Below are 26,371 nucleotides of genomic sequence, written 5' to 3' on the forward strand. Positions count from 1 at the left end.
TCCAAAGTCTGCACCGCAAACTTTGGATTGCCCATAAAACATATATTAATCATTTGTTTCGTATTTAACCTCTTCAATAGACTTATCTCTAAATAAGATTCCATCTAGGTGATCAATCTCATGAGATAAAATTACAGCTGGAAATCCATGGGCATCCCATATCTTTTCCACACCTTCTTCATCAAGATATTTAACTTTGACATGCTCTGCTCTTTTAACTGTAGCATTAAAATTTGGTATCGAAAGACAACCCTCTATACCAATTTGTTCACCATCAGCTTCAATTATTTCAGGATTTACAAGCTTGACCAAGCCTGTTGTATCATCATGTGGATCTACCACTATTACTCTTTTTAAGATTCCAACTTGAGGAGCAGCAAGTCCAACGCCATCAGCTTGATACATTGTATCTGCCATGTCGTCTAGCAAAATTCTTATTCTATCTGTTACTTCTGGGACCTTTTTGGAAATTTTCCTTAATAAAGGATCCCCTTCTTTTCTTATATTTCTAATTGCCATACTTCCTCCTTACCAATTCTATTGTACTTTTTGCTAGGTCATTTTCAATTTTCTCCAAAATCAATGGAGTATATCTTGCTTATACCATCATCTCCAATTGTTACACCGTGGATTCTTTCTGCTAGCTGCATAGTTGTTTGCCTATGAGTTATCATTATAAATTGGGTCTTGTCTGATAAACCTTTAAGGTATTCTATATATCTTTTGATATTAGTTTCATCAAGAGCCGCATCTATTTCATCAAGGATGGCAAAAGGAGCTGGATTTGTTTCAAATATCGCAAAAAGTAGAGCAACTGCTGTTAGAGATTTTTCCCCACCCGACAAAAGTGAAATAGACTTTAAGGATTTTCCTGGAGGTCTTGCTTGAATTTCTATTCCAGCATTCAAGCTATCTTCACTGTCTAAAATCAGCTTAGCATCTCCTCCTATGAAGAGAGTCTTAAAGATTCTAGTAAATTTACCGTTGATTAGCTCAAAATTTTTGATAAACTCAGTTTTCATATCTATTTCGAGTTTTTCAATCATCTTTTCAATATCTGCCTTTGAATTTATCAAATCTTTGAGCTGTTTATCTAAAAAGTCAAACTCTTCTTTTGAAGTTTTATATTTTTCTAGGGAATCTTCTTCAAAATATCCAACGGCATTTATCTTTCTTTGAAGCTCAATAAGATTAGCTTTGCTAACCTTATAAGGCTCTTTTTCACCAAAAGCAACTTTCAATTCTTCAATAGGTCTACTAATATAGGATTTAATTTCATCTAGGATAGCTTCATACTTATCACTTATCGAAGAAATGCTATAGTCAAGTTTAACTTTCTTGATATTTAAGTCCTTGATTTTATCATCCAAGGTTTTTTCTTTACTAATCATAGACGTATTTTCACTTAACATCTTTTCTTTTAGCTTTTGTTTTTCTATAAGTTTTTCTTTTTCTAGCCCCAAATTTTTCTTAGAAAATTCTATTGTCTGCCTAAGTTTTTGGTCTTGACTTCTAATTTTATCTATCGATGAATCAAGCTCTGCCTGTAATTTATTTTCAAGTCTTCCGGAGTTTTCTAGGTCTTTCAAGTTATTTTCTATACTTGTTATTTCGTTAATTGTAAGATTTTTATCTCTTTTTGTAATTTCAGAAAGACTCTGTAGTCTAATATTTTCATTTGACATAGCCTTGATTTCTTCTTCAATATCTTTAAGCTTTCCATTCATCTCCGCTAAGTCTTTGTTTAATTCTTCTCTTTTTTCCTTGAGGGTTTCTATATCAAATATTTTTTCTTCTTCAAAGTAGTTTTTTCCCTTATCCTCAAGTTCCTTTTTTCTTGTTAGGTAATTTTCAAGCCTTATTTCAAGTCCATCAAGTTTATTCTTATCTGACCTATAATTGTCTACATCTGAGGTTAGCTTAGCTCTATCATCAGTAAGTTTTTCTTCCAAACCCTTAATTTTATCTAATAAACTTGTGTAGGATTGATTAAGCTCATCTTTTCTATTTCTAAGCTTTAGAATTTTTCCCTTCAGTTCATCAAGCTTTTTGGTTCTATTTAATAGGTTAGTATTCTTCTTCCTATTCTTGTCATTTCCTGCAACCATAGACCCCCAGTTATTAATTATATCGAGGTTCATGGTTATTATCCTATATCCTTTAATCTTATCAGAAAGTTTTACTGCATCGTCTATATTTTTTACTACTACAGTAGAGCCTAGGAAATGGTCAATGATATGGTTAAGGTTACTTGATGCATCTACCAAGTCATAGGCCATAGCTACTACTTCAGGGTGATTTGGTCTTTCTTTTCTAAAAGAAGTTATTGAATCGATTGGCAAGAAAGTAATTCTTCCAAGCTTATTTGCATTTACAAAGTTTATCAATTCCCTTGTATCTTTCTTAGACCTAGTAACAATATTCTGAAGTCCTGATCCAATGAGGTTATCTATAACATCTTCATAGCCTTCCCTAACCCTGATTAAATTAGCTAAGGAATCGAGATATAGTTGATTCTTGCCAACTTCCTTGGTCTTGTTCAAAAAGTCTTGAATTGAATAAAAATATCCCCTATTTTTATCCAAATTCTCCTTTTGTAATTTGAATTCAGAAATACTTGTCTTTAATTTTAAATTGTTCTCATTGTTTTCATTTATAAGATTTTCGAGAGTTTCTTTATCCTTAGCCAAATTTTCCGAATTTTTTCTAAGGTCTATTTCAAATTTTTCTATCTTTGTTTCTTGGTCTTTAATTTTACCTAAGAGATTAGTTTTTTCTTCTTCAAGAACCTTTATATCCTTGGAAATATCTTCAAGTCTTTGAATTCTAAGTTCTTCTTCTTCTGCGTTTTTCCTATCAATAATCTCCTTAGACTTCTTGTCAATTTCATATTGGTAAATTTCTTCTGAGATTTTCACTAGAGCAAGGTCTTTACTTGTTCTATCTTCCTTTAATTTTAGGCCCGCTTCTTCATCTTCCTTTAAGATTAAGGAATTGATTTGTATTTTTTCTTCTATTTCTTTTAATTTAGATATTATCTGACTAAGCTTCTCTTTATTAGATGCTAAATCAATTTCTAAACCTTTTTTCTTATCTCTATTAGTCTTAATATTTTCAACTATCCTATCTATATCCTTTTGCTTATAGGATAAGTCTTGCTTAGATAGGATTAATCCGTTTTCTGCTTTTTCAATAGACTTCTCGTATCTTGTGATATTTTCCTTACTTAGGTTTATTTCATCTTCGACTCTTGAATAGTTATCTTGGTAGGGTTTAAGTTTTTCCCTAATATTCTTTAACTCTTGTTCACTATTTAAAAGGTCCTCTTCAATAATTTTTATTTTGTCAGAAATAAGCTTCCTATCATTTAAAAGAGTATCTGACTTTGTGGTCATATAAATATAGGATTTTTCATCAAGGTCTTCTGTTAGTTTCTGATAAGTTTCTATATTTTTTGCATAATTTTCTAATAATTTTAGGTCTTTTTTCTTAAATTCCCAGTCTCTATTGATTATTTCAAGGTCTTCTGAAACTTTTTCAAGTTTCTTGCTTGCCTCATCTCTTCTAAATTTATGCTTAGATATCCCACTTGCTTCCTCAAAGATAGTCCTCCTATCCTTGGCGGATGATGAAATAATCTGCTCTATCCTACCCTGTGATATTATAGAATATCCTTCTTTACCGACTCCTGTATCAAGAAAGAGCTCCCTTACATCTTTAAGCCTAACTTTTTTACCGTTAATCCTGTAATCATTTTCTCCATCTCTATAGATTCTCCTAGAAATCTTAACCTTGTCATAAGAAAGATCTAGAGTCTTATCTTCATTGGAAAAATTCAAGTTTACTTCAGCTAGGTTTAGGGACTTAGAATTTTCTCCACCTTGAAAAATCACATCATTCATCTTCGCCCCACGAAGAGACTTGGCAGATTGTTCACCCAGAACCCATCTTATGGCATCAGAAATATTACTTTTTCCTGAACCATTAGGACCAACCACAGCAGTAATTCTATCGTCAAATTCAATTTTCGTTTTATTAGCAAAGGACTTAAATCCTTTCAATTCAATACTTTCTAATCTAATATTAACTCACCACCGTAATTTTTCTTTACATAGTCAATGATAAAGCTATCAACATCCATATCAACTTGTTTGTCTTCAAAAATAATCTTATTTGTCTTATCATCAACAAAATTCATCCTAAGTCCATATTTTTCATACAAATATTTTTTATTAGCTTTTTTATTGCCAGCTATTATAGATATGCTTCTTCCGTCTGTATGAATGGTGAAGTCGCCACTAATTTTCTCGCTTTTAATAAGTTCTTCCAAATATGCTCTATATATAAAAGATTCCACAAGTTGCCTTGTAGCTGGATGAAAGGGGCCTGCCACAACATCTTCCTTATCATTGATATTGTCTGTAGTTTGTAGCCCAATCCTTATTACATTTATATCCATAGCCCTATAAATCATATAAATTTGTGCACTCACCTCAACTGCTTCATCAAGGCTAAGGGGCTTAAAAATTCCAAGTTTATACAAACTTTCAAGCTTAGTGTCCTTGATAACAAGGGTAGGATAAATTCTAACAAGGTCTGGCTTCATATTAGCCGACTTGATTGCAGTTTTAATTGACTTTTTACGACTATCTTTGAAAAGACCAGGCATGATTTGATGACCAAGAATAAAGCCCCTCTTTTTGATAAGTTCACTAGCCTTATAAGAATCTTCACAACTATGGCCTCTCTCATTGGCATCTAGGATTTCTTGGTCAAGAGATTGGATGCCAAGCTCAATAATATCGACCTTATAGGATTTTAAAATATCAAGAATAGAATTATTTATATAATCAGGTCTGGTAGAAAGTCTGATTCTATCAATAATTCCCTTCTCCTTATAGGATCTAGCAATTTCAAGATAGCCAACCATTGTATCAGTGTCAAGACCCGTAAAAGAACCTCCAAAAAATGCTAGTTCTGTAGCTTTTTTGTCTGGATAATAGGAAAGATTTTTCTCAATTTCACCTACAATCTTTCCCTCATCAAGTTTGTCCTTGTAGTTAGTTATCTTAACTTGATTGCAAAAGGCGCAATCATGAGGACATCCCAAAAACGGAATGAAGATAGGTATTATATATTCTTTCTTGGCCATGGTTAGCGTTTTATATTTTCATAGGCAGCTTTTGCTGCATCTTGTTCAGCTTGCTTTTTATTTTTTCCAACCCCAGTTGCAAGAACCTTATTTCCAATCTTAACCGCCATAGTAAAGGTCTTTTCATGCTCTGGTCCTTCTTCTTTTACAAGCACATACTTCAATATTTTCTTATCCTTTGAATTGTGATATTCTTGCAATTTAGTCTTGTAATCGTTAAATATCCTATCGTCATTAATAATTACAAGAGCTTCTTCCTTGTAGTTAGTCATTAAAAAATCAAACAAGTTACTATAGGAACTATCCAAATAAATTGCCGCACAAACTGCCTCAAAAGTATCTGCCTTGACGTGCTTTTTTAATTGTCCTCCATGTTCCTTTTCACCCTTGCCAAAATTAAGGTAGTGGGACATATCAAATTTTTCACAAGCCTTGGCAAATGAAGAAGTACATACAAGCCTTGACCTTGTTTTAGTAAGCCAACCTTCAGGTTTGTTGTGGTAGTGTTTGAACAAAATTTCGCTTACAATCATATCAAGAATAGAATCTCCAAGAAATTCTAATCTTTCGTTGCTCATCTTATTACCCCTAACCTCGTTCGTATAAGAGGAATGAGTAAAGGCTACATCTATCAACTCTTTATTCTTGAAAGTGTAGCCAATTTTTTTCTCGAATTCTTCTATTTTTCTTAATCTATTTTCAGAAATAGCCATTAATTTTTGCTCTCAATCAAACTAACAATATCTGAAAGAGTCTCGATTTCATCAAGCTCTTCATCAGAAAACTCAATGTCAAATTCGTCTTCAATAACCATAATAAAGTCAACCAAATCAATAGAATCAATATCTAAGTCTGAAATTTTACCATCTAGGTCTATCTCATCAGGATTGATGTCTAGATTTTCTACCGCTAATTCTTTTAATCTTTCTCTAATCAATTCAATTCTCCTTCAATTTTTTCTATTACTTTCTTATCTATATAATCCATAAGTCCTAATAAAGCATTGCAAATAGCAAGCTCATTAGCATTTCCATGAGCTTTGAAAGCGTAGGATTTGACCCCCAATAGTGGAGCACCCCCAACTTCATCTGCTGAAAACTTGTTAAACATAGTTTTTAAGTCCTTTTTAAGAATTCCTGCTGCAAGCTTGTTTGTAAAAGACTGATAAAATACTTCTTTAAGCTGACCTGCCATAAGTTTTAGGATTCCTTCTGCGGTTTTAATAGCAATATTTCCATCAAAGCCGTCTGCCAAAATCACATTGACCTTGCCAGTAAAAATATCTCGAGCTTCGATATTTCCGATAAAATTAAGCTTAGTTTCCTTTAATAAAGCGTAGGTTTCCTTACTCAACTTGTTACCTTTATGCTCTTCAACTCCCACATTTAAGAGAGCAATCTTAGGATTATTTATACCAAGAACATTTTCTAAATATACTTTACCCATTAATCCAAATTCTTCCAAATATTCAGGCTTACAGTCCATATTAGCTCCTGTATCCATTAGAAGAGTTGTCTCTCCAAGAGTTGGAAGACTGGTTGCTATACACGCCCTAGCAATACCGTCAATTCTTTTTGCTATAAAAAGCCCTCCAGCAAGCAGGGCACCTGTAGAGCCTGCTGATAAAATACCATCATATCCTTCTTCCTTACATTTTTCATAGGCAAGAACAATAGATGCATCTTTTTTTCTTCTAATAGACCTAGCTGGATCATCGTCATTAGAAATAAAGGTATCTGTATGAATAATCTCGTAATCTGTGATTCTACCTGCTATTAATTCTTCAATTTTTTCTTTATTACCAACAAAAACAGGAGTGAAATCTCTTATTTTCTTACAAGCTATTGCCCCTTCGACTAGGACTTTTTCACCCTTATCTGCTCCATATGTATCAATAAGTATCTTCATTATATCCTCTTTAAAATATTATAAAAAAAAGATAGTGCATAACACTATCTTTACTCTACATCAAGAATTGCTTCGCCTTTATACTCACCACAGTTTGGGCAAACTCTGTGTGGAAGTTTTGGCTCATGACAATTTGGACACTCAACATAGTTTGATCTGTTCAAAGTATAAGCTGAGGCTCTTCTTTTATTTTTTCTTGTTTTTGATGTTCTTCTCTTTGGTACTGCCATCTTTGACACCTCCTCTTATCAGTTTAGCAATCTTTTATATTATATAATCAGCTAAACTTTTTGTCAAGCTTCAACGATTGATTTTGTATCCCTTGCTATCATCAACTCTTCGTTTGTAGCTACAACCATAATCTTAACTTTAGAATCATCCTTAGATACTATGTGAGCTCCACCACGAACCTTGTTCTTTTCTTCATCAATTTCAATTCCAAATTGTTGGAAGCCATCCATGATTTCTTTTCTCATATCAATGGAGTTTTCTCCAATACCACCAGTAAATACGATAGCATCTGCACTTCCGATTTCTGCCATGTATCCAGCTATATATCTTTTTGTTCTTGTGATAAACATATCAAGAGCGTATTGGGCTCTCTTATTGCCTTCTTTAGCAGCAGCTTCAAGATCTCTAAAGTCTGAACTTACTCCAGAAACACCAAGAACTCCTGATTCTTTATTTAAAATATTTTCCATATCATTAGCTGAAATATTTTTGTGTTGCATGATGTAAGTAATTGCAGCTGGGTCTATATCTCCTGACCTTGTTCCCATGATAAGACCTTCAAGTGGAGTTAGTCCCATAGATGTATCATAAGATTTACCATTCTTAACTGCTGTTATTGATGAACCATTACCCAAGTGGCAAGAAATGATGTTTAAGTCCTTAACATCTTTGCCTAGAATTTCGGCTGTTTTGTTTGTAATGAAATTGTGGCTTGTTCCATGGAAACCATATTTTCTAATCGCATCCTCTTCATAGTATTTGTAGTCTATACCATATAGGAAAGTTTTTTCTGGCATAGTTTGGTGGAAGGCTGTATCAAATACTGCAACATTTGGAACTCCTGCAAGCAACTTTTCACAAGCTTCAAGTCCCATAAGGTTGGCTGGATTGTGAAGTGGAGCAAATTTTGTGTATTCTTCAATAGCTTCCCTAACTTCTTCATCTATTAGAGATGATTTTGTTATTTTTTCTCCACCATGAACGAACCTATGACCAACTGCATCTATCTCTGAAAGACTCTTGATAACTCCATTTTCTCTATCGACTAGGGCATCAAATACATGTCCAACTGCTTCAGTATGATCTTTCATATCCTCTTCAACGGTATATTTGTCATCACCCTTTTCTTGGATTAGTCTTGAACCATCAATACCAATTCTTTCTACAAGACCCTTTACCATAACTTCTTCATTATCCATGTTGAATAATTGATATTTAAGTGATGAACTACCACAATTTATTACTAGAATTTTCATGTTTCCTCCATTGATTTTCGTTTTCTCTTCATTTATTATACCATAGTTTGCCATATAGCAAGATTTAGTAAGCTTGTTTACTAATTATTTGTAAAGTATAAACATTTTCCAAATTATTTCTGATAACTTTAACATCATTTATATAGTCAATACTTCCATTTTCAATCTCATTTGATGCCAGCAAACCAGCTACCTTTAATTTTTTATTGTTTACATCAATTTTCCCCTTAACAATGAGAATTCCTTTAAAATTCAGGTCTTTAGTAAGCTTTAAGTCTCCATCATTTATATATGCTCCATGAATATTTATATCAACTCTTGTTTTTTCATCAAAAGTTTTTTCATCCTTTACTTGTAACTTATTTATAAAATCTTTGTTCTTATCATAGGATATAGGATTTGTATCTTTTAATATAGGGTTTGCATCCTTTAATAAAGGATTTAATTCCGCCTTAACATAGGCTCTAGCTTCTGCCATTGAACTAGCTACGACACTTGTATTTTCAATCCTATATATCCTCAGAAAATCACTTTTTCCGTCAATATCATAAAATTCAGCCATCCTAAATACCTTGACATAATTGTTTTCATCCTCCGCATATGAAATTTTGAAGGTTTTCTTGTTTATATCTACTGAATTTTTCATATTCTTTGCTGGATTATTAGCAAAATCTTCTTTAATAAAAGCAGACAAATCATCCTCGTTAGCCTTTAAAAATATATTTAAAATAGATTCAGCCTTGTAGATAGCTTGTTTCTTGTCATATATGCTTTCATTGATTTCTAGATTGTTATTTGACTGTCTACTGATAAAGGCAATGCTTACGGTAAGGCATAACAGAACTAGAAGAATAAAAATACTTATAAATCCTTTTTTCATAACCTATCCTCAAGCTTAATATAAGTCTTAATTCTTGATTTTTCTGATGAATTATTTATCTGAATATCCATAGTCTGTCTAGCCTTATCATAGTGGATATAAATATCTTTTAGTATAGCAATCCTTACTTTACCTTCTCTATTATCTCTAGTTTTTTCGCTATCTATATAGGCATACAAAACCTTGTATCCCTTATCTTCGGTTATTCTATCTTCTAAGCTGAACCTAATTTCCGACCTACCACTAGATAATTTATAGCCATCCACATAAAGGATGAAATTCAAATTGTCTTCCCCTGCTATTTCCTCTATCTTTTGTGCCCTTCTTATCTTATCACTCACATAAAGGATAGCAGTATTTGCTTGTTTATATTCCTTCTCTGCTGAATAGGAATAGTTGAGGATATTTAGGTTGATTGACAAAACACTTCCTACAGCTAAGACCAAGATGCTGACAATAGCCAAACAAACTATCAATTCTATTAGAGTAAAGCCTTTCTTTTTCATCTTACTAAGTCCAAGTGAAAACTACCGTAACTTGCCCTTATCAATTTCATCCCATAATCATAATTACTAATATCAAGATTTATTAGGTATCCATTTATATTAATTTTCTGTGGTGGCCCAACTTCCATATCTTTACCTCTTTCAATAGCTTCTTCCAAAGCATAGACGAGTTTAGTGTCCTGTTTGTTTTTGTAGTCAAAACTAGAAATCTTGTTAAGGGATGGCAGAAGGCTAACTACAATTATTGACAAAAACGCTAGGGCAATGAGGCATTCTATAAGGGTAAAGCCTTGTCTTTTATTAATATTTGGTCTTATCAATTTTGACATTACTATAACCTCCTGCGACTCCTACGGAAAAATAAATGGAATATCCGTCTTCAAGTAAGTCTTTAGATGTAAATTGCAAAGTTTGGGCATTTATTACAGCACCAGATGGAAGTAAGGTTACTACATCCTTGCTATCGTTAATTTTTCTAAGATACTTTAGTTCTACTGACTTCTTCTCCATCCTAGTAACTTTTAGTCCTTCTTTTTGATTTATTTCATAAGCATTCTCAGTAAAAGTCATAGTTACTTCATTGCCAGAGGCCATAGCCTTCTCTTTGGCATAGTAGATATCATTCGCCAAGATTTTAGCCTCATTCTTAGCCTTTATTTTGACTATAAGGTTAAATTTAACTAGACCAAAGGTTGACAGGATAGTAATTATAGCAATTACAAGGAGCAATTCTATTAAAGTAAATCCCTTCTTTTTCATAGGCAACCCCCCATATTCATAACCATTACTAGAAGATAGGATATAAAAACAAAGATGGCAAAGGGCATATGCCTATCTTTCATTCTCGATTTTATGAGAATAACTACACCCGCTATAGCACCTATCCAGATAGAACCAAGGACGAATAAGATAAAATCACTATCTTTTACAAATAAGGCTAGGCAAATATAAAAATAATAGTCCCCATCGCCTATATTTTTCCCTGATATTTTGTAAATTAGAAAATATAATAAGGAAAACACTAGGATGTGTATTAGGACTTCCTTGGTAAATCCTATGTAGAGATACCTATAAATAAGTCCAAGCCCCAGCAAAATCACAAGGTGATTTTGGTAAATGTCCATAGTCTTCCAGTCTATTATCCCTATTACGAATCCAAGAAAAATCGATGAAAGTAGCAAAATGTTTTGAAGAAAAATCCCCTCTCGCAAAAAAAGAAGAGCTAATAGTCCACAAATAATTTCTATAAGTAAAGACTCCCCACCAATTCTTGCTCCACAATTTTTGCATCTACCTTTTTGAAAAATATAGGAAAAGATTGGAATAAGCTCAAAGACTCCAAGCTCTTTCCCACACATTTCGCAATGACTTCTAGGCACAATAGTCGACTCACCCCTTATAGTTCTTGCAATCACAAGGCTTAGATAAGATCCGAAGATTGCACCTAGGTGAAAAATCACTATATAGGTCATTAATCCTCATTTACTATATCAACATCTAATTTATTTTCTTTATAACTAACTTGATAAACTGGATTTTTAAATTTTTTAGATTCTTCAAGTCCCTTAGGAACCTCAGGCCATTTTTCTACATATTCGTTTTTGCCTTTCCATGAGAAGTCCGATTTCCCATCTGCTATAGCCATCTGGGCTGCCGAAGTTAGTATTTGTCTATTAGCATTATCAGCTGCTTGCGCAGCGGCTACCTTTGAGGTGTTGTATTTAGGAATAGCAATCGCAGCTAGGATTGAAATTATTGCAATTACTATTATGAGTTCTATTAGGGTAAAACCTTTTTTCTTCTTAGTCATAAAAACTCCTTAGTATAAATTATTTACAGAATCAAACATCGGTATTGTAACAGAAAAGACCACAAATCCGACAACAAAAGCCATGATAAGGATAAGAACTGGCTCTGCCAGCCTCGAAAATTTCTTTAGCTTGAATATATATTCATTAGAATAATATTCAGCCGCCTGTTTTAGAGATTCTTCTAGCCTGCTACTTGCTTCACCAACTTCTAACATAGAAATAAGTAAACTTGAAAAAATACCAGAATTTTTGAAGGCTTCCATTAGACTCAACCCATCCATAAGGTCTTTTTTTATGTAGTAAAACTTCTTTTGGATGTAAGTGTTTGTGTAAGCATCCGAAATTATATCAATGCTCTTTATTATATCAATATCTCCACTTCTTAGTATATACAAAAGCGAAGTTAACTTATACTCCACATTAAGCATCCTAAATCTCTTTAGGGGAAGTCTATTGAATAATGACCTATCAATACTAAGCCTATAATCCTTCTTCCTATAAAAAATCCCCATAACTACAAAAAAAGTTATAATTAGGGCTAAAACTAGGGACCAATATCTTGAGAAAAACTCGCTTATTCCAATTAATATCTTAGTATAAATCGGCAAAGTCATGTTGGACTCCCTGAAAGTTTCAATAAAGGTCGGCATAACTAAAGAAACTATGAGCCCTACAACCACAATTGTTACGATCAACAAAATTATCGGGTAAATAAAGGCTTGTCTGATTTTTTCCTTATTTTTACTTGTAGTAAACATAAATTCCGAAAATTCATCCAGAACTTGACTTAATTTCCCACTCTCATCTCCTGACTTTATAAACGAAATCAGCATTGGATTGAAGTGGTCTTTTTCCATGTAAAAAGCCTCATATGAAGACTTTCCTTCATCAAGATTCCTCAAAATTCTAGTAATACTTGTAGTCAAGTGCTTATCTATATTTTGCTCCTTAATAATTTCAAGACTCCTATCAAGACTTATTCCAGAATTTAAAAGTAAGGATAGTTGCTTCAAGAACAGGGAGGTTATCCTACTAGAAATCCTAGTAGGAAATATATCCCTAGTCATAAAGCTCCTTATCCTTTCAAAACTAAGCATATTCAATTATACTGACATCAATTCTTTGTTTTTCTTACTAGCGAGATCTTCTACTTCTTTGATTTGCTTATCTGTAATCTTTTGGATTTCTTCTTCAAGAGTGTATCTATCATCTTCTGTTACATCTCCAGATTTTTCACTCTTCTTAACTTCATCCATAGCTTCTCTTCTTTTATTTCTTATTATAATCTTTGCATCTTCAGCGTACTTATCTACTTCTTTAGTATATTCTCTTCTTCTTTCCTCAGTAAGTTGTGGGAATGGAAGTCTAATTACTTCGCCATCATTTTGTGGAGTTATACCAATATTTGACTTTAGAATCGCCTTTTCAATTGGTCCAATATTTGACTTATCCCAAGGCTTAATCATAAGAAGCCTTGCCTCTGGGATAGAAACTGTTGCAGCTTGATTGATTGGGGTTTCTGTTCCATAATATGAGAAAGTAATTCCATCAAGAACAGCTTCTGTCGCACGGCCAGCCTTTATATTAGCTATTCTATTTTCAAAGCTATTAACAGCCTTGGTCATCTCGTCTTGTGCTTGTTTTTTTATTTGTTCATAAATCATTAAAAACTCTCCTTTACTATAGTCCCAACTGGACTTTCTTCTTTAAATATTCTTACTAGATTGCTAGGATCATCAATACCAAATACAAAAAGTGGCATATTGTTATCCATACACAATGATGTAGCAGTTGTATCCATAATCTTTAATTCTTTATGAAGAATTTCTTTGTAGGTCAACTTGTCAAACTTAACTGCGTCGTGGTAGACATTAGGATCCTTGTCATAAATTCCATCAGTACCAGTTTTTCCTAGAAGAATTACATCCGCATCAATTTCTAGGGCACGAAGGCTCGCAGTCGTATCTGTTGAAAAATATGGGAGTCCTGTTCCAGCTGAAAATATAACTATTCTCCCCTTCTCCAAATGTCTTATGGCTCTTCTTCTGATGTAAGGTTCTGCAACTTCTTTCATATCTATTGCAGTCATAAGTCTAGTATCAAGACCCATCTGCTCTAGGGTTCCTTGAACCCTCAATCCATTCATGATAGTCCCAAGCATACCAATAGTATCAGAGCTTGCCCTATCAATCTCCTTACCTGATCTTCCTCTCCAGAAGTTTCCACCGCCAACAACTATGGCAATCTCAACTCCCATCTCATAAATAGCTTTAATATTTTCGCAAATATTTATAATAATATCATCATCAAAGCCAAAGCCTTTATCCCCAGCTAGGGCTTCCCCACTTAGTTTGAGTATAACTCTTTTGTAATCTTGCAAAATAATCCTCCTACTTATATTAATTATAACCTATTGATGATAAAGTTTGCAAGAGTAACTTGCCATAATAAATCCCTAGAAAGAACCACTCTTCCAATTGCCTTCCTTGTATATAAATTGAGCGATAATTGTTACTAAAACATTGGATATGGACATAGCAAGCCAGATTCCAGTAACCCCAAAGTCAGTCATATACTTAAACAAAAATAGGAGTGGAATTCTAATTCCCCAAAGTCTTACTACATCAATAAACATCGAGTACTTGCTATTCCCAGAACCTTGAAAAAGCCCTTGATAGATAAAAAACATATTTAACATAACAAGAGTAAGAAGTGTGTACTTCATATAGGAATTTGCCTGAATCATTAGCTTTGACTCTATTGGTGCATCTATAAAAAATCCTAAGATTTCATTAATCTTAAAAAAGCTTATTATAGCAATGATAATTGACATAATTACGACTATGATAGATGCCTTGAAAAATGTTTCCTTAACCCTATCTATATTTCTATTACCAATATTTTGTCCAATAATACTTGTAATCGCAGACCCAATCCCTCCTGGAGGAATATTTAAAAGTCCACTAATCCTATTTACCATTCCATAAGCAGCAACTGTATCAGTACCGTAAGATTGGATGAAAGAATTTAAAATTATAAATCCAAGAGCAGCCCCCATCTGTCCAATAACAGATGGAGTTGCAATCCTATAAATTCTCCTTACAACACTTCTCTCCCATCTAATATAAATAAAAGACCTTAAATTTAACCTTATGGCATCCTTATTGATTCTTAAATGAATGAACCCTACAAGACACATCAAAGCTTGAGTTAAAACTGTAGCAAGTGCTGCCCCCTTAACTCCCATACCAAGACCCCTCAAAGCTAAAATAGGAATTTTATCAAAGATAAAAAAAGGATTTAAAATCATATTCATAATTACACAAGTCGTGCTTATTATAGTTGGTATTGTATTTTTGCCTTGAGCATTAAATACCGCTGAATAAATAAAATACAAAAAAATAAAGGGAGTTCCCAAGTAAGAATATCTAAGATAAATAACAGAAAATTCATACAATTTTCCACTAGCCCCCATCATTCCTACAATAAAATCTGCTGTAAAAAATCCTACTCCAGTAAAAATAATAGAAAAAATTAAGGAAATATTAATCAAAGTATCAGTATATTTTTGAGCATTTTCCCTATCATCTCTTCCCAATAATTGAGAAATCAAAGAAATAGCTGCAATTGATAGACCCATCCCAATAGAATTAAACAAAAAGACAACTGGCCAAGTAAAAGATGTTGCAGCAAATTCTGCTGTACCTAGCTTTCCAAGCCAAAAAGCATCCGCCAGCGAATAAAGTTGCTGGATGAAGTTATTCAAAATTATAGGTATCGATATTATCGCTATAGCTTGGTAAATATTTCCATATAGAATTAATTCCCTACGATCTTTCTTCATAAAACTCCCCTCTATATACTTCTCATATGATTTTATCACAGAAATAAATTAATTAAAGTATCCATTAAGAATAAATTGGATATTTTAAAATATATAATCCCTATATCTGTCTTATTAAATTATAAATAGATTTAATTATATAATTATATTATAAACTACACCCTAAACTTTTAATATAGTTATGATACAATAAAAACAAAGAGGTGGTATATATGGCACAAATTAACATAAGAGTAGATGACGAAATAAAAAAAATAGGTCGTGGATATAAAATACCTTTTGAATTGTCGGCAGACCCTTTTTATAGTGAAACCAACATTAATTAATTAGAAGAGCAATGGGAAAAACACAAAATCTGTGGAATGGAAATTCTTAATCATGAATTGATAGAAGATGAAGATTAACAACGTTCAATGGAGTTCCAACAGTCGGGACGAGTATTTATATTGGTACAAAACTGACAAGGTGATTTCTAATAAAATAAATACTAGAAAATTCGAAATATTATAACCCCATAAGTAAGACCAAGAAAAATATTAGCAAAATAAAGCGTAGATAAAAACATACATAACCAACCTGCCAAGCATTAGCTTTATTATACTCTCCTACATCGTATAAATATATTAACCAAGTAATAATATTTTTAAAAGCTTATATAGAGGTTTAGGAATACAATGCAAGCCTTTAGGAGATTAACTTAATCCTATCAGTTTTAAAGCTATATTAGCAAAGAAAATGATAACAAAACTATAAATATGAAATTCTTTTAATCTCTTCCTTAGTCAAAAATTAAAGTCAGCACTAAAAGAAATTTATCTAGCAAAAAAAGCCAGTAGAGAATTATGTATATATAATAACTTTTAGCTAAATCATTGGAAAATATCCACTTGTAAAAGATTGTTAATTTAAAAATAAGTATAATCTGTGCATAAATAAAAAAATAAAGCATTGAAAATTCAATGCTTTAACGGTATTTGGTGCCGATGGTGGGACTCGAACCCACACGCCCTGGTGGACAACAGAGTTTGAGTCTGTCTCGTCTGCCAATTCCAACACATCGGCCTAATACCTTTTTATTATACCATCATTTTTTTGCTTTGTAAATTATATTTCTCTTAAATTTATTATAAACATTTGATTGGTAAATCTTTATAGCAAGTTTTGTTAGAATTATTCCTATAATTCCACCTACTAAAACATCACTTGGATAGTGAACATATAGGTAAAGTCTTGAAAATGCAATGAGTATTGCGATTACTCCCATATACCAAGATAAAAGCTTAGATTTTCCTAGGATTATCAAAGCTGTTACAAAGGAAAATGCATAGGATGTATGACCAGACGGAAATGAGTTATCTGACAAATGACCTATGAGTAAATTTGTAAATCCTACCGCCTCATAGGGTCTTACTCTTCCTACAGATATTTTTAATAGGATATTTACTACTATGATGTTTAAAATAAAGGATATTGTAATAATTTCAGCTATTTTTTTGTAGGCCTTGCTGGTAAAAAATACCACCAATAAACTTATCCAAAATATAGCTCCATTGCCAAGTGAGGTAACAGTTATCATAGCATCATCAAGCTGAGGTGTTCTCAAAGTTTGGATAGCATTTAATATATTTATTTCTAAACCCTGTAAGTAATTCATTGTTCCACCTTTAAATTCACAGTTTCCATGGTCATATCATAGGCTTGTTTTATCCTTGCCCTCTGGTTTTCATTAACTTCCTTGTATTTTGAACCACCTTCTAGGAAGTCTTCACACTTATAAGTCTTAACACTAACCCCATATTCGTCATAGTTACTAGCTATCCATAGGGGATGATATTTTATTTCACCAATCTTTTTATTTCCATTTTTTTTGTCTTTTTCAAGGTTTAATTCTATACTCAAACTTTGCTCTACCCTTGCATCTCCAAATGATTCAAAAGATTGCATAGATACAAAGTTTCCTAGGGCATAAGCAATTAGACCATCTCTTCCAGATTTTGTTGTGTATTTTTCTACAGGTTGTACAACATGCGGATGGTTACCTATTACTAGGTCAGCACCCCAATCGACCATTTTATGAGCTTTTTCAACTACTTCCTTGACTGGATATGTTTCATACTCAATTCCCCAGTGAGGATAAACGATAACAAAGTCTGCTCCATTTTTCTTGGCTTCTTTAATATCTTTTTCTATCAAATCATCGTGAAGATAGTTAACGGATCCTACTTCTTCTCTTGGTGTTAGCAAGTCTACCTTACCATTACAACCGTATGTGTAGGATAGAATTGCAATTTTAATTCCATTAATTTCCTTGTAGAGAATTTTTTCATCATCAGTTTTATGGGTTCCTACGAAGTCAAGACCAGCTTCTTTTATAGCGTCTATTGTAGTAAATACTCCCTCCTCATCTGTGTCTAGGGTATGATTGTTGGCTGTTGTTACGACATTAAATCCAGCATTTTTGATTGCTTTAAGATACTCACCTGGAGTATTGAAAGCAGGATATCCTGCGTATGCCCTATTTGGGTTTGTTGTAGTTTCATAATTTGTTATTGACAGGTCGCTATCTTTTACATAATCTGAAATATAAGTAAATTGATTGGAAAAATCGTAAACTCCTCCCCCATAATTGTAGGCATATTGAACTTGGTCATAGTGAGCCATTGTATCTCCAAAGAATTTGACTCTAACTTTTGAGTACTCACCCTCATCTTCCTTTTCTTTTTTTTCTATTTGTTTTTTACTAGATTTATCTGCTACTTTTTTCTCTTCTTTGGCTAATTTCTTTTCCTTTTGTTTTTTAATTTCTTCAATTTTTTCTTCTGCTTTAGTTCTCTGCTCTCCTAGTGCTCTCTTCTTTTCTTCTGATTTTTCTTCCTTGGCCAAGGACTTCTTCCACCTATCAAGTGCATAAGACCTATCTTCCTTTGGTTTTTGACCATCATTAGGCACTTTTTCGTTAGTGGTTTTTGTGGAAATATTATCAAGATTATTCATTAAATCTTCTATTGTTTTTGGCTTTTTATCTATATTTTTATCCTTGCTAGTACACCCTGTTAGTATTATTGCAAGTATTAGCATGGTTATCAAAGTGAATCTTTTAAATTTCATAAGAACTCCTTCTTTCTATTCTATCATATTTTAAAAGAAATTACATATTTAGCTTCCACTTTATAGGCAACAAAAAATCCACTTTTCGTGGATTAGTTATAAACAGCGACTTTCCCAGAGGATGTTTCTACTATTTCTATTTCAGTTTCAAATATACTTGATAGGATTTGTGCATCCATCATTTCATCTACTGTTCCAGCTTTACCAATTGCCCATTTTTCATTGCAAAAATTTTATCGGAATACTTGGCTGCAAAATTTATATCGTGAATCACAAGAATTATAGTTCTACCTAGTTTATCACATACATTTCTTAAGTGCTTCATCATACTTACAGACCTTGCTACATCAAGGTTATTCAAAGGCTCATCCAGAAGAACATACTCTGTTTCTTGGGCAAGAACCATAGCTACATAGGCTCTTTGCCTTTGACTACCAGAAAGCTCATTTAGATACCTATTTTCAAGACCGTTAAGCTCCAAAAAATCTATATATTTTTCAATAATCCTATGGTCGTTTATAGTAAGTCTTCCCTTAGTATATGGAAATCTTCCAAAGGAAATCAACTGCCTTACTGTAAGTCTTGCCATGAAGTTATTTTCTTGTCTAAGGGTAGAAATCACCTTAGATAGGGTCTCTCCGTCAGTCTTACTGACATCATAATCTCCCACAAAAATCTCTCCCTCATCAATTCCCAAGAGCCTACCTATCATAAGTAAGGTTGTTGACTTACCTGCTCCGTTAGGTCCAATTATTGAGTTAATCCCCTTATTTTCTATAGAAAAATTAAGAAATCCGATTTCTGTTTCTGTCGAATATTTTTTTACTATATTTTTTAATCTTATCATAAATCTCTGTTCTTGAAAATAAGCATCAAGAAACTAATTCCTCCTATCATTTCTATCAATATTGATACAACTGCATTAGTATGGAAAATATGGTTCATAACAAAATATGATGCTGTAAGTATCAAATATGCTAATAAAATTGCTACAATTAATAAGTACTTATGGTCGTAGGTTTTGACTAATTGATAACTTAAAGTTGCTACCAAAAATCCAAAAAAGTCATAGATCCCACAAGAGCAGTTGATATTGACATTAATATTGATACACAAACTAGATACTTTATGCTCTCCCTCTTGTAATTAAGGCCTAGATTCTCTCCCACATCTTTTCCTAAAGCCAAAACATTTAACTTACTTGTATTAGCAAATATTATGAGAACTATTATTCCAATAATAGCAAGCGAAATCCAAAAATAATCAGCCTTAGCATTGTTTACAGAGGCAAACAAACTAGATTGAAGAACATCAAACTCTGATGGTGAAAGTATTCTACGCATGAAAGCAGAAACAGACCTAAGTCCTTGACCCATAACTACTCCTACCAAAAGAACTAAATCTATGCTAGAATTTTTCATATTTAATATTCCATAAAAAAGAAGCAAGCAAACGAGAACCATTATGAGAATTTGCCCCAAGTAAAAATACACATTTCCCAAAGCCAAAAATACACTTACTCCAAGAAAATACATAACACTTGTGTTAATTGTTGCATAAATAGCTTCAAACCCTAAAAGCGATGGGGTTATAATCTTATTTGAAGTAATAGTTTGAAATATTACTGTAGCTAAAGCTTGACAAACAGAGGCCATAGCCATTGCTATAAGAGCGTTTTGCCTTATCTTAATTACTGGCAAAAATGATGGAGAACTTATTGGTACAGGATTATTATAAACAAGAAGTCCATAGGCTAGGATTAATAAAACTAAGCATAGTCCGTAATAGGCCTTTCTCTCTCTTTTACTTCTAAAAGAATTATCCAAATTCATCAAACCCTCCTAGTTCTAAGCAAAAGCCCAATAAAAAACACAGACCCAAGACTTCCTAATATTAATGACACAGGTACCTCAAAGGGAGCAATTATCGTTCTTGATACAATATCTGCTATTAGGATAGCACCCATAGATATCAGTCCTGTCTGCGGCAAATTTCCCCTCAAATTGTCTCCCTTAGCAAGGCTTACTAGATTTGGTACAAGCAATCCAAGAAAGGGAACCTTGCCAATAACAGCATCTACAATTCCAACAGCTATTGAAACAAGGAAATTATCTATTAGTATAATTTTCTTATAATTAAGTCCAATATTAGTAGCAAATTCCTCACCCAGGCCCGCCATGGTTAACCTATCAGCATAAAAAAATATTGCTATAGAAATTATAACTATGAAAAAAAGAAATTCATATCTACCTTTTTGAACCCCTGCAAAATAACCCTGAAACCATATTTCAAGAGCTTGCATCATATTAAACTCTAAGGAAATAAAAGTTGTAAAAGCACTTACAACTCCAGCCATCATAATCCCTAAAATCGGCACATATAGGGAGGATTTTAACTTTATTATCCTTAGAATTAGAAAAAATATCATTGATCCAATAAAGGAAAATATTATAGCTCCAAGCATTCTCTCCACCATTGTTGGAGAAGGGATTAAAATATAGACTATAATCAAACCCAAAGAAGCCCACTCAATCGTGCCAGTAGTAGTAGGCTCTACCATTCTATTTTGCGTTATCAACTGCATTACTAGTCCCGATATAGAAAGGGCTAGACCAGTTAGCATAAGAGCAATCGTTCTCGGTATCCTCGTTATAAAAATCATTTTAAGTCCATCCTCTTAGGACATAATACTATATGCCCCAGTCATAATGGAAATTATAGCTAGTAGAAAGACTATCATACTAGCTACAATAAATTTTTTTTCTAAGAATACGAGCTTATTACTTTTCACTTTGGAATAAATCCTTTAGACCTTCGAATATTTTAGTAAATGTTTGAATAGATTCATTAGTATAAGTATCATCTGGTGCGTAATAAATTCTATTATTCTTTACAACATCAAGGTTTTGAAGGGCAGGTGAGTTGTTAATTACATCCTTAGCTGGAGTTGAAGTTTTAGAATCACTTTTAGCTTGATCCCTATCTAAAACTAAAATATAATGAGGATTTGATTCAGCGATTGCTTCAACAGAAATATCATCTCCCTTATGATCTGATGAAGTATTATCAATCTCAAGAGATGGTTTAAGTCCAAGAACCTCGTAAAGCGACCCCCAAACCCTACCAGATTTAGGATCTGAATTAGCCTACATCTCCTCCAGAAACAACAAGACTCATCACACTTTGACCCTTATAGGCTTCTTTTGCTTCTTTGATTGAATTATCAAGTTTATCAACCAGGTCTTTTGCCTTATCTTGTTTTTCAAAAATTTCTCCCGGAGCTAGAGTTGACTCCTTGAAGCCATTTATTAAATTATCTCCAGGATGTTCACTCTTTTCGCTAACATCATAAGAAAAATCAACAACAGTTGAATTTAGAAGAAGTTCTTTGATTTGCTCGTAGTATTTAGCAAATATTTGTCCAACAATTACAAGATCTGGATCTGCGGCAGCTAATAATTCTAAGTTTGGTTCTCTATGGTTACCAATATTTTCTACAGAATCATCCCCAACATAAGCAGATGTTTTTGCCATAACATCCTTAGGTGCAGCAACAAGTTTAACTCCAAAATCACTCAAAGTCTCAAAAGTTCTATTGTCGAGAGCAACTACTTTCTTAGGATTTCTAGCTACTTCAACCTCGCCATGGATATTCTTAATCTTCACAGTGCTAGAGCTTTGTTCCGCCTCATCTTCCTTAACTTCTTCTTTGGAAACATCTTGAGCTTGGCTAACTTCCTTATTTTCATCAGCCTTAGGTGCATCTTTTCCAGAATTTCCACATCCTGTTAACACTAGGGATGCTATCATCATAGTCTGCAATAATTTGTTTTTGTTCATATCTCCTCCTTTAACGATAGTGATAATCTTTATATTTCATAAGGTTTATATAAAGTCAAGGATAATTTGTTGTATTTTTGAAATATTTATAAATTAAATATAGCTTTAAATAATAAATACTTTTAGTATAGTTATAGTGGTGAAAATATGAAAAAAGTATTATTTATAATAAGCTCAAAAGCTGGAAAAACTGAACTTGAAATCAAGAAAGATGATATATTAAAAGCATATCTAAAAAAAGACTTAGATTATGAAATAGACGTTAAAGAAACAGAATATAAGGGTCACATAGAAGACCTTATAGACGAATTTTCAAAGGAAAATTACTCAGATAAGTATGTAATTATTTGTGGTGGTGATGGCTCCCTTCATGAACTTGTAAATGCTTGCTACGACCAAAATATATCCATCGGGCTAATTCCAACTGGAACTGGCAATGATTTTTCTAAAAATTTCGACTACAGGGATTTCCATGTGGAAGATGCCTTTGATTTCTACACAAGACCTATAGATTTACTTAAAATAAATAATAAAATTTGTATAAATGTAACAAGCCTTGGCTTTGATACACATGTTTTGGAAGAAGCTTACAGAATTTTAGAAAAATATCCCGATTTTGGAAAAAGAGCCTACATTCAAGCAGTTCTTAACTCTCTAAAAAATATTAGCTATGAAACTCTCGAAATCAACCTAAAAGACTTGTGTGGTAACTCAATCATTATTAAAGGAGAATACCTTATAAGTGCCTTGTGTAATGGCTCTTATTACGGATCTGGTTTTAACCCTGCTCCCCTAGCAAGGATTAATGATGGGCATATCAATTTGATTACCGCAAGCAAAATCCCCTTCTACAAACTACCAAGTATGATAATCAAATACAAGAATGGTAACCACCAAAAAAGTCCTTATTTGAACGAATATAAGGCTATAGAAGGTACCATAACCTCCCCACATGTGTTTCTAGCAAATATGGATGGAGAAATATTTAAAACAGATACAATAAAATTTGATGTTCTTAAAAAATCGATAAATTGGATTTATTTTAATCGAAATTAAATCTGTTTTTAAACTAATAGCTTCTTGGATAAGTCCTCTGAAGCTGTTTGTTTTTAGAACATACTAAAAAACGAGGGAATTACCCTCGTTTTTATATTTACTTATCAATCAATTATCTTCTTTTTGATTTGAATAGAGCTGCTGATGCTGCTGCAAGAGTTGCAACTACACCTGTAAGTCCAGCTACACCTGTTTTAACATTTTTATTTGCTTTTGCAGGTGCTTTAGCCTTAGCAGAACCTTCATTTGCTGAAGATTTTTTGTTCTCTTTAGCTGTATTATCAGAAATAACTTCACCTGAGTGAGAGCTAATTCTCTTTAGTGGTGTTGGGTTACCAACAACTTTTTTAGCAACAGTTCCTTCAACTGGATCCATAGTTGTATAAACATAGTATTTACCATCTTTAGCTTCTACAGTTGAACCTGGGAATGCTTTAAGAGCTTCTTCAGCTGTAGCAAATTCATATTTAACCTTTGGAGCTTCTTGAGTGTAGATTACGTATTTTCCGTTTTCATACATTGGTTTGATGTTTTCAAAAGCTTCAAAAGCTTCAGCTTGAGTATCAAATGTGTATTTTAGAAGTGGAGCTTGTGATGTATAAACATAGTATTTACCATTTTTAGCTTCAACAGTAAGGTTAGGGAATACATCAGCTGCTTCTTGAACTGAGTTAAATTCATAACCGATAAGTGGTGCTTTGTCAGAGAATACTATATATTTTCCATTTTCATACATTGGTTTAGAATCTGGATAAGCAGCTATAGCTTCTGCTACTGATTTGAAATAGTGTGGGTTATTTTCTTTAGATGTTTTTGGAGCTGCTTTTTTAACTTTTGTATGTTCCATCTTCATTATTTGTCTTACTATGGTAATTATATGAGCATGAATGTTTTGATTTCCCTCTCTACTTTCATCATGAATTGCTAGGTCTACTATCATTCCCTCTTTTACAAAATTGTTTTGAACATATTCTTCTATCATCTTTTTATTTTCTTCTATGCTTAACTCTTTTGGTAGGGATATGATAAAGTTTCTTGCAAGTTGGGCATTAGAGTTTTTCTCAAATAGTTCTACCGAGTTCCACAAGGTTTTTCGGTCTTTATATTCTTTTGGTGCGTGATCTGGTAAAAATATTTCTTTGCTAATTACTCCTTGTTTTTTGGTATAGTCATGGGTTACTCCGTCCCATTCATTTTTTATTTTTTCTCCACTTATATATGCTGCACTTGCTACTGCACTTTTGCCTTTTCCTCTTGATATTATGTTTACTGAAAAATGAAAATTGTCTGCCATTTTATCACTTCCTTTCTTGTTGTTTTATGTGGAGAACGCTCATTCTGTTGTAAGTGTGAACAAAATACTTGCCATCGTAACCATGGATATGGGTACCAAAAAGACCATTAGCAACAATCTTCCCCAAATATTAATTAACTCCAGGTTCATTTTTGAAAAATCCAACAATAATACCATCTGACACCTCCATAAAATAATCTTCAAGCACGATATCTTTCTAAAATAAGATAATTATCCTTATAAAACATAAAACCTCTGTAATTTCAATAAAACTAAGTCTTTTTTCATATATGATGCCCCAAATTTTGCTTAAATATATAAAAATTAAAGGCAGGTTGATAAAATAACCACCTGCCTATCTTAGCTAAATATAGTCTTAAATTCTTACTTTTATAACCATCAAATCGCTATCCTCAAGAGCCTTAAGAGCATGGATTTCATTAGGATCCATTGTGATTATATCACCTGGGATTATTATCTTGTTTCCATTCTCTCCCTTAAAATCTACCTTGCCCTTATAAATTACAACTACTACACTTTTATCTGACTTGTGACTTGGTATTTCTTCGCCCTTTTTGATTTGTAGATGGGTTATTTGTAAATTATCCTCATCCAACAAATGCTCAAATTTGCCGTCTAAAATATTCGCACTTATTTTTTTCATATTTTTCTCCTTCTTGATGACCATTGTCATAAAAAAATGGTATACAATAAATTTTTACAAACACAATTTATCTCAGCTTTTTTACAATTTTCTTTAACTCAGGCAAGACATCCTCTCTAAAAAAAGGATTTTTTGCTATCCACCTGTTGTTTAAAGGACTTGGGTGGGCTATTGGGAAATATTCTGGCAAAAATTCTTTGTAAGATTTTACTGTTTCAGTTAAATTTTTCTTAAATTTATCCTTCAAATAAAACTTTTGAGCATAGGCTCCTATCAAAATGGTTAACTTTATATCCTTCAATTCATTTAATAATAGTGGATGGTATTCTTTTGCAATAAAAGATCTAGGAGCCTTGTCGCCTGATTTTCCCTTTCCAGGATAATAAAAATCCATTGGAATTATAGAAAAATCTTCACTATGGAGGACGTCTTCCGATATACCCAACCATTTGACAAGATTTTCCCCACTCTTATCATTAAATAAAATATCAGTTTCTTCAACCCTTTCCCCAGGAGCTTGCCCAATTATCAAAATTTTTGATTTTGGATTTAGCTGGAATGTTGGGTTAATTCCTCTATTTGTGTAGATTTCATTTCTGCGATCTTCTATTAATTTTTTAATAATGAGTTTTTCTTTCATAATTTTGCCATCACTTTCATAAGAATTAGAACCTTACCAAGCTTTGGGACAAGTAACAATTTTCGTAAAAATTTATTCTTAGCCTAGTAAAAATTTCAACCTACATAAGATTATTACCCATTTTTGTCTTGACTCTCATCATGAATTGCATAATCTACTATCATTCCTTGTGATGTTAGAT

28 protein-coding genes, 1 tRNA gene and 2 pseudogenes are annotated in these 26,371 nt (G+C 32.8%); 1 reads left to right on the plus strand and 30 read right to left on the minus strand.

Going from position 1 to position 26,371, the window contains the following annotated elements:
• Positions 1-45: 45 nt before the first annotated feature.
• From def to Q0W95_RS04105, 26 genes and pseudogenes are all read right to left on the minus strand, one after another.
• Positions 46-519, minus strand: a complete 474-nt coding sequence (gene def / locus Q0W95_RS03975) for a peptide deformylase (protein WP_297790222.1) — start codon at positions 517-519, stop codon at positions 46-48.
• Positions 520-563: 44 nt separating this feature from the next.
• The gene (smc, locus tag Q0W95_RS03980) at positions 564-4,061 is read right to left on the minus strand and encodes a chromosome segregation protein SMC (protein WP_297790223.1); all 3,498 of its coding nucleotides are present in this window, start codon (positions 4,059-4,061) and stop codon (positions 564-566) included.
• An 11-nt stretch (positions 4,062-4,072) separates the two neighbouring features.
• Positions 4,073-5,152 carry a radical SAM protein gene (locus tag Q0W95_RS03985; protein WP_297790225.1) on the minus strand — a complete coding sequence of 360 codons (1,080 nt, stop codon included), beginning with the start codon at positions 5,150-5,152 and terminating at the stop codon, positions 4,073-4,075.
• 2 nt (positions 5,153-5,154) lie between these two features.
• Entirely contained in the window at positions 5,155-5,865 is a 711-nt protein-coding gene (rnc, locus tag Q0W95_RS03990; RefSeq protein ID WP_297790226.1) for a ribonuclease III, read from the minus strand.
• Positions 5,865-6,089: an acyl carrier protein gene (locus tag Q0W95_RS03995; RefSeq protein WP_297790227.1), complete on the minus strand. Its 225-nt coding sequence runs from the start codon at positions 6,087-6,089 to the stop codon at positions 5,865-5,867. Before Q0W95_RS03995 ends, rnc begins: the two co-directional genes overlap by 1 nt.
• Positions 6,086-7,060 (minus strand): phosphate acyltransferase PlsX, encoded by a 975-nt coding sequence (plsX, locus tag Q0W95_RS04000; RefSeq protein ID WP_297790228.1) that lies wholly within the window; start codon positions 7,058-7,060, stop codon positions 6,086-6,088. Before plsX ends, Q0W95_RS03995 begins: the two co-directional genes overlap by 4 nt.
• 50 nt (positions 7,061-7,110) lie before the next feature.
• Positions 7,111-7,290: a 50S ribosomal protein L32 gene (gene rpmF, locus Q0W95_RS04005; RefSeq protein WP_297790229.1), complete on the minus strand. Its 180-nt coding sequence runs from the start codon at positions 7,288-7,290 to the stop codon at positions 7,111-7,113.
• Positions 7,291-7,353: 63 nt separating this feature from the next.
• Complete coding sequence (locus Q0W95_RS04010) at positions 7,354-8,547, minus strand: acetate kinase (RefSeq protein WP_297790230.1); 1,194 nt, start codon at positions 8,545-8,547, stop codon at positions 7,354-7,356.
• A gap of 64 nt (positions 8,548-8,611) precedes the next feature.
• Positions 8,612-9,427, minus strand: coding sequence for a hypothetical protein (locus Q0W95_RS04015; RefSeq protein WP_297790231.1), 816 nt, complete (start codon positions 9,425-9,427; stop codon positions 8,612-8,614).
• Positions 9,424-9,933: a prepilin-type N-terminal cleavage/methylation domain-containing protein gene (locus Q0W95_RS04020; RefSeq protein WP_297790232.1), complete on the minus strand. Its 510-nt coding sequence runs from the start codon at positions 9,931-9,933 to the stop codon at positions 9,424-9,426. The genes Q0W95_RS04015 and Q0W95_RS04020 overlap by 4 nt, the downstream gene beginning before the upstream one ends.
• Positions 9,930-10,262 carry a competence type IV pilus minor pilin ComGE gene (gene comGE / locus Q0W95_RS04025; protein WP_297790233.1) on the minus strand — a complete coding sequence of 111 codons (333 nt, stop codon included), beginning with the start codon at positions 10,260-10,262 and terminating at the stop codon, positions 9,930-9,932. Before comGE ends, Q0W95_RS04020 begins: the two co-directional genes overlap by 4 nt.
• Entirely contained in the window at positions 10,234-10,692 is a 459-nt protein-coding gene (locus tag Q0W95_RS04030; protein ID WP_297790234.1) for a Tfp pilus assembly protein FimT/FimU, read from the minus strand. Before Q0W95_RS04030 ends, comGE begins: the two co-directional genes overlap by 29 nt.
• Positions 10,689-11,405: an A24 family peptidase gene (locus Q0W95_RS04035; RefSeq protein ID WP_297790235.1), complete on the minus strand. Its 717-nt coding sequence runs from the start codon at positions 11,403-11,405 to the stop codon at positions 10,689-10,691. Before Q0W95_RS04035 ends, Q0W95_RS04030 begins: the two co-directional genes overlap by 4 nt.
• Positions 11,405-11,743, minus strand: coding sequence for a prepilin-type N-terminal cleavage/methylation domain-containing protein (locus Q0W95_RS04040; RefSeq protein WP_297790236.1), 339 nt, complete (start codon positions 11,741-11,743; stop codon positions 11,405-11,407). Before Q0W95_RS04040 ends, Q0W95_RS04035 begins: the two co-directional genes overlap by 1 nt.
• A gap of 9 nt (positions 11,744-11,752) precedes the next feature.
• A complete protein-coding gene (locus tag Q0W95_RS04045; RefSeq protein ID WP_297790237.1) occupies positions 11,753-12,811 on the minus strand; it encodes a type II secretion system F family protein in 1,059 nt (352 codons plus the stop codon).
• A 36-nt stretch (positions 12,812-12,847) separates the two neighbouring features.
• Positions 12,848-13,408: a ribosome recycling factor gene (gene frr / locus Q0W95_RS04050; RefSeq protein ID WP_297790238.1), complete on the minus strand. Its 561-nt coding sequence runs from the start codon at positions 13,406-13,408 to the stop codon at positions 12,848-12,850.
• Complete coding sequence (gene pyrH / locus Q0W95_RS04055) at positions 13,408-14,124, minus strand: UMP kinase (RefSeq protein ID WP_297790239.1); 717 nt, start codon at positions 14,122-14,124, stop codon at positions 13,408-13,410. Before pyrH ends, frr begins: the two co-directional genes overlap by 1 nt.
• A 75-nt stretch (positions 14,125-14,199) precedes the next feature.
• Positions 14,200-15,588 (minus strand): MATE family efflux transporter, encoded by a 1,389-nt coding sequence (locus Q0W95_RS04060; protein WP_297790240.1) that lies wholly within the window; start codon positions 15,586-15,588, stop codon positions 14,200-14,202.
• A 975-nt stretch (positions 15,589-16,563) separates the two neighbouring features.
• Positions 16,564-16,650, minus strand: a tRNA-Leu gene (locus Q0W95_RS04065).
• Positions 16,651-16,672: 22 nt separating this feature from the next.
• Positions 16,673-17,242, minus strand: a complete 570-nt coding sequence (locus tag Q0W95_RS04070; protein WP_297790241.1) for a phosphatase PAP2 family protein — start codon at positions 17,240-17,242, stop codon at positions 16,673-16,675.
• A complete protein-coding gene (locus Q0W95_RS04075; RefSeq protein WP_297790242.1) occupies positions 17,239-18,696 on the minus strand; it encodes a CapA family protein in 1,458 nt (485 codons plus the stop codon). Before Q0W95_RS04075 ends, Q0W95_RS04070 begins: the two co-directional genes overlap by 4 nt.
• Positions 18,697-18,883: 187 nt before the next feature.
• Positions 18,884-19,543: an ATP-binding cassette domain-containing protein gene (locus Q0W95_RS04080; RefSeq protein WP_297790243.1), complete on the minus strand. Its 660-nt coding sequence runs from the start codon at positions 19,541-19,543 to the stop codon at positions 18,884-18,886.
• Positions 19,540-20,528 (minus strand): annotated as a pseudogene (locus Q0W95_RS04090) (iron chelate uptake ABC transporter family permease subunit). The gene Q0W95_RS04080 and the pseudogene Q0W95_RS04090 overlap by 4 nt, the downstream one beginning before the upstream one ends.
• On the minus strand, positions 20,528-21,358 hold the full coding sequence (locus tag Q0W95_RS04095; RefSeq protein WP_297790246.1) for an iron chelate uptake ABC transporter family permease subunit: 831 nt from the start codon (positions 21,356-21,358) through the stop codon (positions 20,528-20,530). The pseudogene Q0W95_RS04090 and the gene Q0W95_RS04095 overlap by 1 nt, the downstream one beginning before the upstream one ends.
• 118 nt (positions 21,359-21,476) lie before the next feature.
• Entirely contained in the window at positions 21,477-21,767 is a 291-nt protein-coding gene (locus Q0W95_RS04100) for an ABC transporter substrate-binding protein (protein WP_297790252.1), read from the minus strand.
• Between the two features lie 70 nt (positions 21,768-21,837).
• Entirely contained in the window at positions 21,838-22,536 is a 699-nt protein-coding gene (locus Q0W95_RS04105) for an ABC transporter substrate-binding protein (RefSeq protein WP_297790247.1), read from the minus strand.
• Between the two features lie 147 nt (positions 22,537-22,683).
• Here Q0W95_RS04105 and Q0W95_RS04110 point away from each other — a divergent pair, with 147 nt between their 5' ends.
• Positions 22,684-23,592, plus strand: coding sequence for a YegS/Rv2252/BmrU family lipid kinase (locus Q0W95_RS04110; RefSeq protein WP_297790248.1), 909 nt, complete (start codon positions 22,684-22,686; stop codon positions 23,590-23,592).
• Positions 23,593-24,445: 853 nt separating this feature from the next.
• Here the strand turns inward: Q0W95_RS04110 and mobQ are convergent.
• The 4 genes and pseudogenes from mobQ to Q0W95_RS04130 all read right to left on the minus strand — a co-directional run.
• A pseudogene (gene mobQ / locus Q0W95_RS04115) lies at positions 24,446-24,886 on the minus strand (MobQ family relaxase); the annotation flags it as partial.
• 4 nt (positions 24,887-24,890) lie between these two features.
• Positions 24,891-25,013 carry a hypothetical protein gene (locus Q0W95_RS04120; protein WP_297790249.1) on the minus strand — a complete coding sequence of 41 codons (123 nt, stop codon included), beginning with the start codon at positions 25,011-25,013 and terminating at the stop codon, positions 24,891-24,893.
• A 249-nt stretch (positions 25,014-25,262) separates the two neighbouring features.
• Positions 25,263-25,550, minus strand: a complete 288-nt coding sequence (locus Q0W95_RS04125; RefSeq protein ID WP_297790250.1) for a cupin domain-containing protein — start codon at positions 25,548-25,550, stop codon at positions 25,263-25,265.
• 67 nt (positions 25,551-25,617) lie between these two features.
• Positions 25,618-26,190: a uracil-DNA glycosylase family protein gene (locus Q0W95_RS04130; protein WP_297790251.1), complete on the minus strand. Its 573-nt coding sequence runs from the start codon at positions 26,188-26,190 to the stop codon at positions 25,618-25,620.
• Positions 26,191-26,371 lie beyond the last annotated feature (181 nt).

Source organism: uncultured Anaerococcus sp. (assembly GCF_947253225.1).
In the GTDB taxonomy this organism is placed as follows: Bacteria; Bacillota; Clostridia; order Tissierellales; family Peptoniphilaceae; genus Anaerococcus.